This window comes from uncultured Dysosmobacter sp. (assembly GCF_947631165.1).
Classification (GTDB): domain Bacteria; phylum Bacillota; class Clostridia; order Oscillospirales; family Oscillospiraceae; genus Oscillibacter.
Genome location: NZ_CANRKH010000007.1, coordinates 79,968 through 97,577 on the forward strand (window position 1 = coordinate 79,968; position 17,610 = coordinate 97,577).

The 17,610-nt window shown below is 60.1% G+C and carries 11 protein-coding genes, 1 tRNA gene and 1 pseudogene; 5 read left to right on the top strand and 8 right to left on the bottom strand.

Annotated elements, in window-relative coordinates:
• Window positions 1–313: 313 nt before the first annotated feature.
• The 8 genes from Q0Z69_RS05475 to Q0Z69_RS05510 form a co-directional block, all read right to left on the bottom strand.
• Window positions 314–2,047: an ABC transporter ATP-binding protein gene (locus Q0Z69_RS05475; RefSeq protein ID WP_298030528.1), complete on the bottom strand. Its 1,734-nt coding sequence runs from the start codon at window positions 2,045–2,047 to the stop codon at window positions 314–316.
• On the bottom strand, window positions 2,044–3,750 hold the full coding sequence (locus Q0Z69_RS05480) for an ABC transporter ATP-binding protein (RefSeq protein ID WP_298030531.1): 1,707 nt from the start codon (window positions 3,748–3,750) through the stop codon (window positions 2,044–2,046). Before Q0Z69_RS05480 ends, Q0Z69_RS05475 begins: the two co-directional genes overlap by 4 nt.
• A gap of 178 nt (window positions 3,751–3,928) precedes the next feature.
• Window positions 3,929–4,597, bottom strand: coding sequence for a hypothetical protein (locus tag Q0Z69_RS05485; protein WP_298030534.1), 669 nt, complete (start codon window positions 4,595–4,597; stop codon window positions 3,929–3,931).
• A 199-nt stretch (window positions 4,598–4,796) separates the two neighbouring features.
• The gene (locus tag Q0Z69_RS05490) at window positions 4,797–5,447 is read right to left on the bottom strand and encodes a TrkA family potassium uptake protein (protein WP_298030536.1); all 651 of its coding nucleotides are present in this window, start codon (window positions 5,445–5,447) and stop codon (window positions 4,797–4,799) included.
• Between the two features lie 12 nt (window positions 5,448–5,459).
• On the bottom strand, window positions 5,460–6,788 hold the full coding sequence (locus Q0Z69_RS05495; protein WP_298030538.1) for a TrkH family potassium uptake protein: 1,329 nt from the start codon (window positions 6,786–6,788) through the stop codon (window positions 5,460–5,462).
• 273 nt (window positions 6,789–7,061) lie between these two features.
• The gene (locus tag Q0Z69_RS05500) at window positions 7,062–9,599 is read right to left on the bottom strand and encodes a hybrid sensor histidine kinase/response regulator (RefSeq protein ID WP_298030541.1); all 2,538 of its coding nucleotides are present in this window, start codon (window positions 9,597–9,599) and stop codon (window positions 7,062–7,064) included.
• 1 nt (window position 9,600) lies between these two features.
• Entirely contained in the window at window positions 9,601–9,960 is a 360-nt protein-coding gene (locus tag Q0Z69_RS05505) for an Hpt domain-containing protein (RefSeq protein WP_298030544.1), read from the bottom strand.
• Window positions 9,957–12,080: a diguanylate cyclase domain-containing protein gene (locus Q0Z69_RS05510; RefSeq protein ID WP_298030547.1), complete on the bottom strand. Its 2,124-nt coding sequence runs from the start codon at window positions 12,078–12,080 to the stop codon at window positions 9,957–9,959. Before Q0Z69_RS05510 ends, Q0Z69_RS05505 begins: the two co-directional genes overlap by 4 nt.
• Window positions 12,081–12,661: 581 nt before the next feature.
• On the opposite strand from Q0Z69_RS05510, the pseudogene Q0Z69_RS05515 reads away from it, so the two are divergent.
• From Q0Z69_RS05515 to Q0Z69_RS05535, 5 genes and pseudogenes are all read left to right on the top strand, one after another.
• A pseudogene (locus tag Q0Z69_RS05515) lies at window positions 12,662–13,028 on the top strand (SDR family oxidoreductase).
• A gap of 233 nt (window positions 13,029–13,261) precedes the next feature.
• Window positions 13,262–14,278, top strand: coding sequence for a glycosyltransferase (locus Q0Z69_RS05520; protein WP_298030552.1), 1,017 nt, complete (start codon window positions 13,262–13,264; stop codon window positions 14,276–14,278).
• 16 nt (window positions 14,279–14,294) lie between these two features.
• Window positions 14,295–15,821 carry an O-antigen ligase gene (locus Q0Z69_RS05525; RefSeq protein ID WP_298030555.1) on the top strand — a complete coding sequence of 509 codons (1,527 nt, stop codon included), beginning with the start codon at window positions 14,295–14,297 and terminating at the stop codon, window positions 15,819–15,821.
• Between the two features lie 680 nt (window positions 15,822–16,501).
• Window positions 16,502–16,577, top strand: a tRNA-Pro gene (locus Q0Z69_RS05530).
• Window positions 16,578–16,842: 265 nt separating this feature from the next.
• A complete protein-coding gene (locus tag Q0Z69_RS05535; protein WP_298030558.1) occupies window positions 16,843–17,409 on the top strand; it encodes an SLATT domain-containing protein in 567 nt (188 codons plus the stop codon).
• Window positions 17,410–17,610: the final 201 nt, after the last annotated feature.

The following is a 17,610-nucleotide window of genomic DNA, read 5'->3' on the forward strand; positions in this document are numbered from 1 at the left end:
GATCAGGGGCATTTCGTGCAAACGTTTGCGTTTTGCTACTCTAATTATAAAGAATTGAAACGCCTTTTGTCAATTGATATGTTTGCTATTTTGAAGAGTTTTTTTTATTCATTTTCACAATTCTTATGAAAAAGGAACAAATTTTTCTGCGATTTTCACAGCATTTTAACAGTCTGCTGTTTTTCTTTCGCCTACGTTTGCGAACACGTTTTCGCGCAGTTCCCCAGCCTTTTCTCTCCTCGCCGGACCGCATCCCCAGTATACCGCGCCCCATCCGCCGCCGCCAGCACAGCTGTGTAAAATCTGTGATAAATCAACCCCACTGGGCCGCATACAGTCCGGCGTAAACGCCGCCCGCCGCCAGCAGCTCATCATGTGTTCCCTGCTCCGCCACGCCGCCCTGGTCCAGCACCAGGATGCGGTCGGCGCTCCGCACGGTGGCCAGCCGGTGGGCAATGACAAAGCAGGTCCTTCCCCGCCGCAGCTGCTCCATGGCCTGGCTGATCTCCCCCTCGGTCTCCGTGTCCACGTTGCTGGTGGCCTCGTCCAGGATCACGATGTCCGCGTCGGCCAACAGGCACCGGGCGATGGCCAGCAGCTGCCGCTGCCCCTTGGAGATGCCCGCGCCCTCGTCGGTCAGCACCGTGTCATAGCCCTCCGGCAGCGTGGTGATGAAGCGGTGGATGCGGGCCGCCCTGGCGGCGGCCTCGATCCGCTCCATGGTGGCCCCCGGCGTCCCATAGGCGATATTCTCCGCAATGGTGCCGCCGAACAGCCAGGTGTCCTGCAGGACCAGCGCCAGCCGCCGCCGCAGTCCGTCCCGGCTGTACCGCCCTACCGGCACGCCGTCGATGGTGATGCTTCCTCCCTGCGGCTCATAAAACCGCAGCAGCAGGGATACCAGAGTCGTCTTTCCCGCCCCGGTGGAGCCCACCACCGCCGTCAGGCTCCCGGCAGGCACATGGGCGGTGAAGTTCCGCAGCACCGGCCGCTGGGGATCGTAGCCGAAGTCCACGTGGTCGAAGGCGATATCCCCCCGGAAGCGCTCCGCGGGGATGGCCTCCGGCCCGTCCGCCGCCTCCTCCGTCTGGTCCAGCAGGTCCAGGACCCGCTCTGCCGCCGCGGCGCTGGCCTGCAGCTCGCTGAGCAGGTTGGCCGCCTCCCGGATGGGTCCGGAGAACTTCCGGGAGTACAGCACGAAGGAGGACAGCTTCCACAGCGGCAGGCTGCCGGACAGGTACATCGCTCCGCCGAACATGCTGATGGCCGCCAGGGACACGTTGTTGATAAAGTTCACCGACGGCCCCAGGGCCGAGCTGGCCCGGTCCGCCGCGTAGTAGGCCCGGGAGGCCTCGTCGTTGTAGGTCTCGAACTGCTTCAGGTCCTCCGCTTCCACGCCGTAGGCCCGGATGGCCCGCTGGCGGCCCACCCGCTCCTCGGCAAAGCCGTTGAGCGCGCCCAGCTCCTTGGACCGCAGCCGGAACAGCGGATGGATGCGCTTCATTTGGGCGTGGGTCAGCGCCAGTGACAGCGGCACCGTCACGAAAAACACCCCCGCCAGCCTGGGGGACAGCGCCAGCAGGCACACAGCGGAGCCAGCCACCGTCAGCACACTGGTGCCCAGCTGCAGCAGATCGGTGGAGATAGCGGCGTTCACCGTGTCCACGTCATAGCAGACCCGGCTGATGAGATCCCCCACCGGATGGGTGTCGAAATACTCCACCGGCAGCTCGCTCATGCGGTCGAAGGCTGCCTTCCGCAGGTCGTGGGACACCCCCTGCCCCACACGGATCAGCCGGACGGCGATCAGGTAGTTCAATCCCGCGGCTCCGGCGTAGCAGGCCAGCATCCCGGCGCAGTTCCGGGCCACGGCGGCAAAGTCCACGCCGCCCGCGCGGATGCCGATGGCATCCACCGCCCAGCCGGACAGCAGGGGCGCGGCCAGCGCCAGCAGGCTGGAGACCGGCAGTAGCGCCAGCAGCAGCAGGAGCTGCCCGTCGTAGGGCCGCAGGAACCGGCCCAATCGCTTCAAAACGCTCTTTTTCATGCGCCGTCCTCCATCTGCAGTTTTTCCATGCTGCGGTAGCGGGGGCTGGAGGCCAGCAGCTCCTCATGCCGCCCCTGGGCGGTGATCCGGCCCTCCTCCAGCACCAGGATGCGGTCCGCCTCCTTCAGTGAGGCGATCCGCTCTGAGATGACCACCAGGGTCACGCCGGGACAGTCCCGGCGGATGGCGGCCCGCAGCGCCGCGGCGGTGCGGTAGTCCAGCGCGCTGTCGGCGCTGTCCAGCACCAGGACCCGGGGCTTCCCCGCCAGCGCCCTGGCGATGAGCAGCCGCTGCCGCTGCCCGCCGGACAGATTGGCCCCCCGGATATCGACCCGGGTATCCAGCCCCTCCGGCAGATTTTCAATGAATTCCCACGCCTGGGCGGTCTTGGCCGCGGCAATGACGTCCTCCCGGGGCAGCCCCCGAAGGAAGGAAATGTTTTCGTAAACGCTGTCGTTCAGCAGCGCCTCGTTCTGGAACACCACACCGAAGCGGCCCCGCAGATCCTCCCGGCTCTGGCTCACGGCGTCCTGCCCGCCGACCCACACCACGCCCTCGCCGGCGTCGTACAGCCGCAGCAGCAGGCTGACCAGCGTGGTCTTTCCGCTGCCGGTGGGGCCCAGAATGCCCAGGGTCTCTCCCCGGTCCAGGGTAAAGCTGGCGCCGTCCAGGTCCTTCTCGACCCCCAGGTAGGAGAAAGACACCCCCTCCATCCCCAGCTCCGGGCCGGAGACGGCCCGACCGGGCTTCACGGTCTGGTCCTGAGGGGCCAGCAGGATCTCCTCGATCCGGCGGGCGGAGGCCGCCCCCTTGCTGATCTTCACAAAGAGCTTGGCCATGCCCAGGGTCGCGGTCTGGATCAGGGCGAAGTAGGACAGAAAGGCCACGATCCGCCCTGCGTCCAGCTGTCCCCGATCCACCAGCACCGCTCCCACGGCCACCACCAGCACAAGTCCGCTGTTCAGCAGCAGATCTGTGATAGGATTGGCCGCCGCCATGACATGGGCGGCGGTCTCCTCGGTCCGGCGGGCCTGTCCGTTGGCAGCCTCAAACCGGCTCCGCTCCCGCCCCTGGCAGGCCAGGGCCTTGATGACCCGCACGCCAGAGGCGTTCTCTCGGATGATGCGCACCACGCCGTCCACCGCCGCCTGGGCCTTGGTGTAATGGGGAATGCCCCGCTGGGTCACCAGCCAGATGGCGAAAAAAGTCAGCGAACACACTGCCAGCTGCACCGCTCCCAGGGCCGGGGCCTGCAAAAAGGTCAGCACCAATCCCCCCAGTACCAGCATGGGCGCCCGGATGCCGCCCCGCTGCACCTTGTCGAACATCTGGTGGACATGATAAGTGTCGTTGGTCAGCCGGGACACCAGCGAGGACACGGAGAACCGGTCCATCTGGGCGCAGGACAGCCTCTCGACCCGGCTGTACACGTCCCGCCGCAGCCGCCGGGTCACCTCCATGGACACCCAGGCCGCCATGCGGTTGGCGGTGACGTTGCAGAAAAAGGCCCCGAAGGCCATGGCCATCATCAGTCCGCCGGCCCGCCAGATAGCAGCTGCGTCCCGGCTGGGAACGCAGTCGTCGATGATATGGGCTAGCAGCAGCGGCAGCATCAGCTCCAGTACGGCAGCGGTGAACTTGATGCTGACCCCCGCCGCCACGCGCCGGGCAAAGGGCCGCAGATATCCCATCACCGTCCTCACAGGCGTTCCCTCCTTTTGCGTTTTTAAAACAATAAAACGGGGCGGGCCTGCGCCCACAGGCGCGCCCGCCCCCATTGGAGTCAGGATACCACATCCCGGCTGTATGTCAATTCGCATTTTGTTGCAACTTGCAACCGTTTTTTTGACGGCTGTCCCGCCGGGAAACGCCGCCTCCGTCTCACCTCTGGTGGCCGCACCAGCGGCGAAGCCCGCAGTTGTAGAGGGCCGCCATGCGGGTATCCAGCACCGGCATCTCCGTTTCGCCGTCCTCCTCCTGAACATACCAGTGCTGGCCATCGGTGCGGAGCAGCGGCTCCAGGTCCTTCAGGGAGTAGCTGTCCAGCAGGACGCTGCCCTTTCCCCAGATCCGCAGGACGTAGGGCACGTCCACGTCGGCAGGAGAGTCGATCAGAGCCAGCTTCAGCTCCTGGATGTAAGCGCCGCGGAAGGGCTGGTCGATGGCGGCGTCCTGAAAACCGCTGTCGTAAAACGCCTCCAGCGCCTGCTCCAGGTCGCTGTTGTTCCACACCGGAGCCACCACCTTCGCTTCCGCCAGCCGGACCCGCCGCTTCCCGGTGGAGGGCAGTCCGGAAATGGGAAACAGGTCATCCAGGACAAAAGGCGCGGTCCTGGTCTTGGGCAGAAAAATACGGGCAGCGCTGTCGGCCACCAGGCTGCTGGTGAGGGCATGGATAGCCCAATCCAGATACAGATCAAAATTCCGGCCGCTCTCCTTGCAGCGGTGGGCGCCGCTGTTGAGGAATTTGGACATGGCGTCATAGTCCGTCAGGGCCATGGGCGGCAGGGGGCTTTCATACAGGGGCTTGATGAACGGGGAACGGGACATGGGCAGGACCTCCAAAGCCGGGAATCCGGCAGAATGAATGATATCGTCAACGCAGTTGAAAGGGAGCTTGTGCTCCTTTTCAACTGTGACGGCTATAGAACGATTGTACCATATTTTTTGTCGAAAATCAACTGTAAGCCCATCGGAACACAAAAACGCGCCGCGGAAGGGATCTTTCCCTTTCCGCGGCGGCGGACCGTCATGTCTCGTTCATCAGCCGGAGGCCCGCTTCCTTGTCCCCGGCGATGATGAGGTGGGCGTCCGGCCGGAAGCGGTAGGCCGGGTCCAGCAGCGGCACGATCACGTCGCCGTTCTTCACACCCAGGATGTTCACGTTATACCGGCGGCGGACGTCTACCTCCGTGACGGTACGGCCCTCCCAATCCTCCGGCGTCTCGATCTCAAACACGGCGTACTGGGGCGTCAGCTCAAAATAGTCGAAGGCGTTGCGGGCGGAAAAGCGCATGGCGGTGCGGAAGGCCATATCCATCTCCGTGTGGACCACATAGTCCGCGCCGATCTTCTTCAGGAACTTGATCTGCTTCTCCTGGTCCGCCCGGGCCACCACGCACTTGGCCCCCAGCTCCTTCAGGGCGGCGGTGGCCTCCAAAGAGCATTGGAAATCGTCCCGGACGCAGACGAAGCATACGTCGAAGTTCCGCACCCCCAGGGATTCCAGCACCTGCTCGTCCTGGCAGTCCCCCACGCAGGCGGCGGTGACTTTGGAGGCTATGCGGGCGACCCGCTCCTCGTCCTGGTCCACCACCATGACCTCGTTGCCCAGGTCCATCAGCTTACCGGCCAGATGCCGTCCAAAGCGGCCCAGGCCCAGCACCAAAAAGGATTTCATACCATATCCTCCTTATCCGATCAGGATCTTTTCCGGCACATGACGGAGCTTCGCCTGGGGCCGGTCCCGGGTCATGGCCATGGCCACGGACATGCTGCCCACCCGGCCCGCAAACATCATCAGCAGCACCGTCGCCTTGGAGAGCGTGGGGAGCGTGGGCGTCAATCCCCGGGTGAGGCCCACAGTGCCGATGGCGGAGATAGCCTCGAACAGCGCGTCGTCCATGGAAATGCCCTGAGCGCACAGCACCATGCAGCCCGCCAGGCAGGCCAGGAAATATATGCACACATTGGAATAGGCCTTTTGGATATCGCCCCGGTCCAGGCGGCGGCGGAAGATGTTCACGTCCTCCTTCCGGCGGGCCTGGGCAAAGGCACTGAGCAGCAGCGCCGCAAAGGTGTTGACCTTGATGCCGCCGCCGGTGGAACCGGAACCGGCGCCGATGAACATGAGCACCATGGTCAGCAGAGTCCCGCCCTGGCTGAGGGCCATCTGGTCCGTGGTATTGAAACCGGCGGTACGGGTCGTCACTGACTGGAAGGCCGCCATCAGCAGCTTCTGGCCGGTAGGCAGTCCCGCCAGAGCATGGTCCCGCTCCAGCAGATAGAACGCGGCAGCGCCCCCCGCGAACAGGACTGTGGTGAAGGTCAGCACCAGCTTGGAGTGAAGCCGCCAGCGACGGACGTGCAGGCCGTGGGTCAGCAGATCGTCCCACACCAGAAAGCCCAGGCCGCCGCAGATGACCAGGGCCATCAGCACCAGGTTGAGCAGCGGGTCCCCTGCCGCTGTGGTCAGGGACGCTCCCGTCCCCAGCAGATCAAAGCCCGCGTTGCAGAAGGCGGACACGGCGTGAAACACCGACATCCAAAGGCCCCGGGCCAGCCCGTACCGCGGGCAGAACCACAGCGTCAGTGCCGCCGCGCCCGCGCCCTCGCACACGGCGGTGACCAGCAGGGCGCGGTGGGTCAGCCGCACCACGCCCCCCACCTGCAGCGCGCCAATGGTGTCCATCAGCACCGCCCGGCGGTGCAGGCCGATGCGGCGGTGCAGCAGCATGGAGACCAAGGCGGAAACGGTCATGAAGCTCAGTCCCCCCACCTGGATCAGCGCCAGGATCACCGCCTGGCCCAGCAGGGAGAACTGGCTCCAGGTGTCGTACAGCACCAGCCCCGTGACGCAGGAGGCAGAGGCGGCGGTGAACAGCCCGTCCAGAAAGGGAACGCCCTGCCCGCTCCGAGAGGCGATGGGCAGCGACAGCAGCGCCCCGCCCGCCAGGATCAGGGCGGCGAAGCTGAACGCCAGGGTCTGGACGGCATTGAATTGAACGCGGCGGTGGGTCATAAGCGCCTCCCTCCTGAGAGCAGTTTCCAAAAATACCAAGAAACGTTCGGCGGCCCGGGAATTTCATGACTGCGTTGACTTGGCGGGCGCCGGCCCGCCTGCGTCCTCCTGTCTCCCCGTTTTCCTTTTTCTCATGATCTCCTGGACTTGCTCGGGTTTGATACATTATAGCCTGTTCCGCCGCCCAATACAAGGCCCATACAAAAAAGAGCCCCTCTTTTCACAGAGGGACCCTTTTTCTTAACAGCCGTTTAGTGCAGCTGTTTACGCCGTTTACAAATACCGCTCCAGCACAGCAGCCAGCTCCTTGATATCCACGGGCTTGGCCACGTGTGCGTTCATACCGTGCTCCAAACACCGCTGGATGTCCTCGGAGAAGGCGTCCGCCGTCATGGCTACGATGGGCAGGCCGGCGTCGGGCCGGTCCAGCGCCCGGATGGCGTCGGCCGCCTCGTAACCGTTCATCACCGGCATGCGGATATCCATCAGAATGGCGTCGTAATAGCCTGACGGAGACTGCTGGAACATATCCAGACAGATCTGGCCGTTCTCTGCCCACTCCAGCTCCAGCCCCATGCTTCCCAGCAGTTCGCGAGAGATCTCCCAGTTCAGTTCATTGTCCTCCGCCACCAGCAGCCGCCGGCCGGACAGGTCCGCAGCTGGTTTCTTTTCCCGCTCGGTCTCCTCCTCGCCGCCGGTATAGGGCAATAGGCCGTAGAACAGGGTCGAGCGGAACAGGGGCTTGGCCAGGAAACCGCTGATGCCAGCATCCCGGGCTTCCTCTTCGATCTCGCTCCAGTCGTAGGCGGACATCAGCAGGATAGGAACGTCGTCTCCCAGCTGCCGCCGCAGCTCCCGGGCGGTCTTGACGCCGTCCATGCCGGGCAGCTTCCAGTCCAGCAGGATGACATGATAATCATTGTGGATCTTGTGGTGCTGGGTCACCATCTTCACAGCGCTCTCGCCGTCCAGGGTCCATTCCGCCCGGATGCCGATGGATTTCAGCGACGCCACGGTGCTCTCGCACAGCTGCTGGTCGTCATCCACCACCAGCATGGTCCAGTCGGGCAGGATCATATCCTCTTCCCGTTCCTCAGCCCGCTCCAGATCCAAAACCACCTGGAACTCGGTGCCTTTGCCCTGCTGGCTGGCCACAGTGATCTCACCGCCCATGGCGTCCACGATGTACTTGGTGATGGCCATGCCCAGACCGGTGCCCTCGATCTTATGGACCCGCTTGCTGTCCTCCCGGGTAAAGGATTCGAAAATGTGCTTCCGGAACTCCTCGGACATGCCGATGCCGGTATCCTTTACCCGGATGCGGATGCGGACGCGATCGTCCCCCTTAGGAGACTTCTCCTCGTGGAGGGCCAGTTCGATAGAGCCGCCCTCGGGGGTAAACTTGATAGCGTTGGACAGCAGATTCAGCATGATCTGGTTCAACCGCACGCTGTCGCCCCGCACGTTCTCCGAGGAAATGTCATAGATGAATACGTTGAACCGCTGGTTCTTGGCCTTCACCTGGGGCTGGACGATGCTGACGATACTGTCCATGATCTCCCGCAGAGAGATCAGCTCCGTATTCAGCGTCATTTTCCCGCTCTCGATCTTGGACATATCCAGCACGTCGTTGATGAGACCCAGCAGATGCTTGCTGGACAGCGTGATCTTCTTCAGGCAGTTCTGCACCTGCTGAGAATCGTTGATATTGGCCGACGCAATGGCCGTCATGCCCACGATGGCGTTCATGGGAGTGCGGATATCGTGGCTCATGTTGGAGAGGAATTCGCTCTTAGACCGGCTGGCCTCCTCAGCCTCCCGCCGGGCCTCCTCCAGCTCCGTCATTTGTTCCCTGTTCATGCGGAAATATTTCAGGAACACCGCCAGCAGCACCAGCAGAATTGCCGCGCAGCAGCACATGGCGGCAGCCAGAGACTGGACGCCCATGTCCTCCACCGCCTCGTTCAGAACGCCGTAGGGCATGACTGTCACCAGATACCACTCGGAATTGGGCAGACTGGAGCAGTACAAGTGCCGCCGGTCGCCATACATACGGAATATGGTGGAATAGTCCTCCCCGGAGGCTATGGCCGCCTTGATCTCGGCCAAATAGTCCTCCGGCTCCTTACCATCCAGTTCCTCATAAATGGCCAGGACCCGCTCAAAATAGCTGTTGCGGAAAGCATCAAAGCTGCGGATGACAAAGCTGCCATCCTTGCGGATAACGAAGGAGTACACCAAAGAGTCCTCGTCCTCCAGAGACAGTGTGTCACTGATATAGCTGACAGGCAGTTCCCCCACCAGGGCGGCACAGATCCTCCCGTTGGGAAGCTCCATGCGGAAAGGGACCCCCATGAGGACCACCAAGTCCCCCGCCGGGTTCCTCCCCACGTAGACCTTGTCCTCCCCCTCTTTCAGCGACGCCGCGAAAGGCTCGGAGTCCAGAAACTGTCCCCCGCCGCCGTAAAGCACCTCCATGCTTCCGTCCTCATAGTAATAGGACAGGGAATCAAATCCCCGGGCCTGGGCACTTTCAGTCAGCCATGTTTTCAATGCCGCGGCATCGTTCCTTTTGGCAGCAGGAATGGTCTCTGCCAAGGTTCGGATTTGGGCCAGCCGCAGGTCTGTCATAGTCTCAAAATGCTTGGAGATGCGTTCATTCATGCTGGCCATGTAGATGGTGCCCACCTGATTGATGGTAGCTGAATTCTTCTTGTTCAGATAAAGCCCCAGCGCCGCGAACACGATGACGCAGAAAATGCTGACAGTGATCAGGCTGGCCGTCAGAAAATGCGCGATCCGATTCCGCATGTCACTCCTCCGCTTCCTGATAGGCCCGGATAGCTTCGGCAGTGACCAGATAGTCCGCCTCCACCTGCTGCGCCAAGCCGTCCGCCTCCGGCGTCCAGCCGTGGCGCAGCGCGTCGGACAGGCGGCTGCTGGACTCCCCCAGCCGGGTGAAGCTCAGATTCTGGCACACGCCCTTGATCGTATGGGCCGCCCGAAACGCCTCTTCATAATTTTTCTCCGCCATGGAGGTCCGGAGCAGGTCGCAGCTCTTGTCCTCCAGAAATTTCAAAACGAATTTTCGCACCAGGCGGTCGCTGCGCAGGCGTGCGGATACGTCCGCATAGTCTCCGCCCAAGGCAGTATAGCAGTCCTGCAGTGTCATTTGTTGTCTCCTCCTTGCTTTCCTTCTGTCTCGCTGTCGATGGGAGAGATAGCGGACAGCATCTGCTTCATAGAGCTGTCATAAAAGAGATACTGCCTGCGGCCCGACCGCTTCACCGCGTAAAGGGCCTGATCCGCCGCGTGGAACAGCGCGGTGTAGTCCTCCCCCGCCACAGTGGTCCGGGCCACGCCCATACTGATGGAGATGGAAAAGCCCTCATACTCGCCGTTAAGGGTATTGAAAATACGGCGGATGATCGGCTCCACGTCCTGGTCATACTCCAGGAAAATCAGGAATTCATCACCGCCGACCCGGGCCACGATATCTCCTCCCCGGGTGCTGTTTTTTAGCTTCCGGGCCACATACTGAAGAATGCGGTCACCGAAAATGTGGCCAAAATTGTCGTTGGCAGACTTGAAGCGGTCCAGGTCCAGCATCACCAGTGCGTAATGACCATCGGGATCGTCGGCCATGCGCTGCCTGATGCGCTCCTGGGCACTGGCGTGGTTCAAAAGACCTGTGAGGCTGTCGTGCGAAGCCCGCTTTTCCAGGTCCGTCAGCTTCATGTGGGAGTCGTGGATATCCATGGCCTTGCCGATGGCCCCCATGTATTGGGGCGGCTCATCGCCGGACCAGAGGGCTTGGGTCACGATCCGGTACCACCGGACCTCCCCGCTGCAGCTGAAGGGGCACTCATAGTTGACCACCGGCCGCTCCGGCGTGGTGCTGTGCAGAGCCTTGGACAGCTCCCGCCACACGTCCGGCCCCAGGATCTGGGAAAGCTGCAGGTCGTGCTCCGGGTCCATGATGACCTCGTTCAGTCCCAGCCGCCGGGCGCCCCAGGCGGACAGTGTCAGCATGGCCGGCTCCGGGGAATACTCGAACTGGATCTCCTCCGCCACGGCGGCGAAGAAGTTGTATTTCATCCGCTCCCGGTCCAGCAGCCGCAGTGACCGCTCGGAGGCCACCAGCTCCTCGTGGCGAAGCAGCTCCTGGGTCATATTGCGGACGGCATACTTATCGGCCTGGTTAATAGCTTTTTTCAGCTCTTCCTGCAGGGTGGGAGCCACCTGCCGGAGGCACTCCAGAAGCAGCGGGCTGAAAGCGCCGCATTTTCCATCCTGGATCATCTCCAGAGCCTTTTCGTGGGTAAAGGCGGGCTTGTAGACCCGCTCGCTGGTCAGCGCGTCGTAAACGTCGGCCAGCGCCACGATCTGTGCGGAGATGGGGATCTCGTCCCCCTTCAATCCGTCTGGATAACCGTGTCCATCATAGCGTTCATGGTGCCAGCGGCAGATCTCGCAGGCAGTCCTGATCAGCGGCTCGTCCTGATAGGCGGGCAGCCTGGCCAGCATCTCCGCGCCCACCAGGGAGTGGGTCTTCATGTGGGCGCACTCCTCCTCTGTCAGCCGCCCCGGCTTATTGAGGATCTTCTCGTCAATGGCGATCTTGCCGATGTCGTGAAGGGCCGACGCGGTGGTGATGAGGGATATCTCCATTTCGGAGAGCGGATAGCGGTTGGTGATCTGCAGCAGCTGCCGCAGCAGCAGCTCCGTCAGCGTGCGGACATGAATGATGTGACGGCCGCTCTCACCGTTTCGGAACTCCACGATGTGACTCAGGATATTCACCATCAGGCTGCTGGTCCGCTCTTTTTCATAGATCTGGTCGGCCACGATGCCCACCAGGCGCTTCTGCTTGGCATACAGCAAAATGGTGTTCACAACCCGGCGGTGGACGATCAGCGCGTCGAAGAGCCGGGCGATAAAGTCGGTCACGCCCAGCTCATAGGCCCGCTCCACCTGGGAGGAGCTGCTCTCGGCGGAGATCATGATGACCGGGATCTCTTCGATCCACTGCTTTTGATTCATCACCGACAGGACCCCGAAGCCGTCCATCTGGGGCATCACCACGTCCAGCAGCACCAGGGCAATCTCCAAGGAGTGCTTCTGGAGAATAGCCAGCGCCTCGGCGCCGTTCTGCGCCTCCATGATCTCATATTCATCGCCCAGCATGTCTGCCAGGATGGAACGGTTCATTTCGGAGTCGTCCACGATCAGGATCTTCAGTTTAGAAGAATGATCGGAAAAAATAAAGATCACCTGCTTTCCAGCGCGCACAGACCGGGCCTCGGTGCTGGAAAAGCGCCGGGGCCTGGCTGCACATGATATTTCATGGTGTATTATACACATTTGAATTGGCGGCTTCAAGGATAAAATACAGGCAAACGACATTTTCCGGGATTTTTGTCATTTTGCCAAAGACGCTTCCCCCCGCCCATCCGGCGGCTGATGCAAAAGAGCCAATCATCTCACGACCAGCCGCGCTGAAAGCGCGCCGTCGCGGGGCCGCCCGGGCTGAACGGAGGGCCGCCCTGCCCCGGCTGAAAAAGGGCGGCTGTTTGACCGCATAAAATAACATAGACATCTCCGAAGCACATGGAGATATTACATTCAAAACGTGCTCCAAAGCGTAGAAAACCCGTATTCCCTTTATCCACTGAGGGTATCAGTTATTCAAAAGAGATCCGATCTGGATATAGCCCCTCTGCATGCGCTTGATCGACTCCTGCGTATGCTGGCGCATGTATCGAAGAGCCTTGGTGTAATCTCTCTTCTCAATAGCATGCAAAAACTGCTTATGCTCCTCGATCGGCGGCTGGCTGTTGTCTGTGATCAGGCTGCTGGAGGCAGAGCGGTATATGCTGGATCAGGGATACGGGCAGGTCATCAATCTTGCCTCGATGAACAGCTTCATCTCCGGACAGCGCGTGGGCGCGTACGCGGCCTCCACGGGTGCCATCAGTCAAATCACAAAGGCCTTTGCCAACGAAGGGAGTGGACGTGGCGTCCGTGTACGCCATCGCACCTGGCTATATCAAAACGGATATGACAGCGGCCCTTCAGGAGGGCGAAGCCGCCTATCAGAGCATTCTGGGGCGGATTCCTGAGGGGCGCTGGGGCGTGCCGGATGATCTGGTGGCCCCCGTCTTGCCGCTGGCATCCGACGCTGCCGATTACATCAACGAGATCGTCATGCCTATTGACGGCGGATATTTGGCCCGATAAGCCCTCTCCAAAACCAAAAGCAGGCCCCGGAAATGCCTGCCACAGACGATCCCCTTAAGCGGGAGCCCCGAAAGACCTGCCGGCTGCATTTCTTTCACAGGCTGCCCCTTAAGGGGATTTTTTCTTTTTGCCTTCGCGGCAGATAAACGCCGCCAAAAACCCTGCCTTGACCTTCCATCTGGAATGCGGTACAATATGACCGTCAACAGCCGCTATGCTGAAGGAGTGATACGATGCCCAGTATTTCTGTGATCGTGCCTGTCTATCAGGCGGAGAGATTCTTGAAAAAATGCGTGGAGAGCGTAACGAAGCAGACCTTTTCCGACTGGGAACTGCTCCTGGTGGACGACGGCTGCACCGACGGCTCCCCCGCCATCTGCGACCAGTGCGCGGCGGAGGATGACCGGATCCGGGTGTTCCACCGGCGGAAGAACGGCGGCGTCAGTGAGGCCCGAAACCTGGGCCTGCGGGAGGCCCGGGGCGACTATATCGCTTTTTTGGACGTGGACGACCGCTATGAGTTCCGGGCGCTGGAGACCCTGTGGTGTCTGCGGGAGCAGTCCGGCGCGGACACTGTGGGCTGTGCCCACCTGAACCTGGCTCCCAGCGGCCAGAAGGCCGTGGAGCCGCTGCTGCCCGCGGGCGTGTACGATCAAGAGGGCATCCGGGCGGGCATCGTGTGTCCCCTGCTGGGGGACCGGCTGACCCAGCCAGTGTTCAACGGCTTCATCTGGCGCTATCTGTTCTCCGCCCAGGTCATCCGCGCCGCCCATCTCACCTTCGAGGGGGCCTATCTGGAGGACGAGCTGTTTTTGATGGAGTACTTCTGCAACGCGCAGAAGCTGGCGGTGACGGAGCAGCCGCTGTACCGCTATTTCCTGAATCCCGCCTCCGCGACCCATCAGTATATGAAGGACTATCAGAAGGTCTTCGGCCGCTTTGTGGAGCGGAAGGAGGCACTGGTGAAAAAGTACGCCCTGGAAGAACTGCGCCCCCAGTGGCGGGAGAATACCAACTGGGCCGGGCTGCTGATCGCCATCGGCAACGAGTACGCTCCCGGCAATTCCAAGTCCATCCGCCAGCGGCAAAAGGCGGTGGCAGAGCTGTGCCGCCGTCCGGACATGGCCAAGGCCATCGCGGAGATCGCCCCGGCGGGCCTCAGCCCCAACAAGCAGATGGTGGCCAATCTGGTCCGGGGAAAGCACTTCTTCATCCTGACCCAAATGTACCGTCTGAAAAACCGTATCTGAATCGAGGAAGCGTTTTATGACCCTTTTGCGGGAAAGTTATGTATATCAGCTGTGGCTGGCGCTGCTGTCCGTGTATGAGGACAGTATCCTCCACCGCCTCCTGGTCCGTGCGGGGGCGTGGTGCAATGGACAGATCGACGGCAGCCGCGTGCTCCGGCCCCTGTGCCGGGAGGGCGCGGTGGCCCGGGCCTGGCCGGACAGCGTTCTGTGCCGTCTGCTGACCTGGCTGGTCAACTTGCCGGGGGAACTGCTGCATAAGCTGTACGGAGCCTTTCAGCTCAGCTTTGAGGACAGCTTCTTTGCCCGTCTGGCCTTTGCCATGGGCGAGGAGACCGCCATTGCCCAGTTCTGGTGCGTCGCGCTGCTGTGGATCATCCCCTTTACCCATTGGAACAACGCGTACAGCCTGCTGGGCTTTGCCGCCCTGCTGGTGCTGTTCCACGCCGGGGCTATGCGGCGGAAGGACTTCCGGCTGGACCTGGCCCATACCGGCTTTTATCCTCTGGTGCTGTTTGGTGCCATGTTCCTGGCGGTGTTTTTCTCCTACGCGCCGTCTCTGTCCCTGCGGTTTTTGTTCTATCACCTCTCCGCTGCCCTCTGTGTGCTGGTGACGGTCAGCGCCGTCCGGAACGGCGAGGATCTGAAGCGGCTGTGCGCCGGCGGGGCCGTCTGTGTGGCGGTATCCGGCGCCTACGGCATCGTCCAGCGCATCCAGGGTGTGGAGGTCAGCCGTTCCACTGTGGATCTGAAGGTCAACGCCGGTATGCCGGGGCGAGTCGTGTCGATCTTCGACAACGCCAATACCTTTTGCGAGGTCTTGCTGCTGCTGCTCCCACTGGTGGTTGCGCTGATCATCTGTTCGAAGCATCTCTATAGTAAGGCGCTGGCCTGCGGAGTCCTTGTCGTAGGCGTTGCCGCCGCAGGTATGACGTATTCCCGGGCCAGTTGGGTGGGCATCGCCTGCGCCATGGCGGTGTTTGTCTTTCTCTGGAAGCCCAAGCTGATCCCCGCATTTTTCCTGCTGTGTTGTCTGGCGGTCCCCTTCCTGCCCACCACGATCTGGAACCGTATCCTGACCATCACAAACACCTCGGATTCCTCCACTGCCAGCCGGATTCCCCTGCTCCGGGCGGCCCTGGAGGTCATCCGCAGCCGCCCCATCCGGGGCGCGGGCCTGGGGACCGCAACGCCCCAGGCATATATTGCCGATTGGAATCTGTATCACGCGGATTTTCCCTATGTCCATTCTCATAACTTCTACCTGGAGATCTGGGTGGAGGCGGGACTGCTGGGCGCGGTGAGCTTCGTGGCCTCCATGCTATGGAATATCAAGCGGGCGGCCCATACCGTCCGCCACAGCGCCGACTCCACCGTCCGGACCATCACCTGCGCCGCCGCAGCAGCTCTGTGCGGTACCATGGTCTGCGGCCTGGCGGACTACCTGTGGAACTATCCCCGGGTGATGTGCATTTTCTGGTTCGTCTTTGCCGTGGCCCTGTCCGGCACAAAATTGTGCCGGGCGAATGCGGCGGATAACTCTTGACTTTGAGCCGCAAATCAGTAAAATAGAAGAGGTACGGGGCACACTGCGCACCCCGTCCCATCCTGCCCGCAAGCATTGCGCTGCGGATGGATCGTGTGAGCCGACTGCTGTGTCCGGGCGGACGGAACGGTTCACCAGAAAGCGTTGGGACACGGGCGGCGGTTTTGTCCAGCCTGTGGACTGTGTGAAAGATGTCCGTTGGCTGCAGAACCGGCCACAGGCAGAAAATTTGGGCTTCGCGATTTTGTGTCATATAACCGACGAAAACTGAATATCCGGGTGTAGCGCAGTTGGTAGCGCGCTTGCTTTGGGAGACCAGACGGCGGTATCAGTTACGGACGTCCCTCCATCCCGCAAGGGCTGAACGCTCTATGTAAAGGCGTTTCCTTCGTTTCTCTTTTTGTGTCTCACTTTCCCCGCAAGACCACAGCACAACGCACAGACAGGAAAATTTGCTTTTCTCCTCGCTGCCATGCTATCATGGTAAAACTGAATATCCGGGTGTAGCGCAGTTGGTAGCGCGCTTGCTTTGGGAGCGTGAGGCCGAGGTTCGGGCCGCGCTTCTCGGAAATCCCGGAAAGCCTTGGGACACATGGGCTGACAGTGTTTTATCTCTCGCCGTAAATTGGTCAAAAATCGGCGTTGACCACATGTTTGACCACAATTGGAAAAATCAATAACCGGGTGTAGCGCAGTTGGTAGCGCGCTTGCTTTGGGAGCAAGATGCCGGGAGTTCGAGTCTCCCCACTCGGACCAAAAAGCCTCTGAAATCGTATGATTTCAGAGGTCTTTTCTTTGGATATTGCGACGCAGAATTTCGATTAAAACATTTATATATTGAGTTTCCGAGTAATTTTTGGTAGAATAAATTTACCAGAGGATTGCTTATGCTTCGGCATGATCCCTATTTCAGTAGGGATTTCCTTACTAATTAATCTGCTGTTCCTTTGGGAAGTCTGATTTTTCGGATAATGTTGTGTTTTATGAAGCAATTCCTCTGGCCCTTTATTGAGGTGTTAATATGGAACCGTCATTAAAAACGAAACTGGATCGAAATATTTGGATAACGCGCAAATGCCGCATCAATGCGTCTGAAAGGTTGTTATCCCACGCTAAATACATTGAAATCTTAAATGTTTACTACTCAATTTTTGTCATTATTCTGTCACTCATTTCATTAACTAAGCAGGACAACTTGCTCTCTATGATTAGTTTATCATGTTCAATTGCGCTTACGATCTCTATAATATATGCAAATGTAGCAGGATATCGCGAGCGCTCGTCTTCTCTAAAGCAAAACTATATTGAGCTACAGCTGTTATTAGACCAGCTTTCTTGCATAGATGATAATGATACAGATAGTGTCGTAAATATCAGTGTTAAGTATGCAGAACTGTTAAAATCATCAGAGAATCATATCCCCATCGATATGTACCAACTAAAAGTTAGCAATACAGATCCTGGCTTGGCGCTATCCAAGGAAGAGAAGCGTAGCTACTATTGCCAACTTGCTTGGAGATATTTGTGGAGAGGAGCATTGATTCTCTTGCCCCTCGCTGCAGCTATTCTCTACTTTGTCCTGAGGTGAAACAAATGAATGCTGCTCGATATTTTCATCGTTATTTTTCATTAAAACAACTTCATCAGATTTATTCGGATAAAATTAAATATCGAGCGACTGTTGGTATGGATAGAATAACACCAAAAGCTTTTGAAGATATATGATGTAAAGGGTGGGAAAAACAGCCCCACCCAAATACATCATAGCTGTGACGGCTCATTTGTGGTG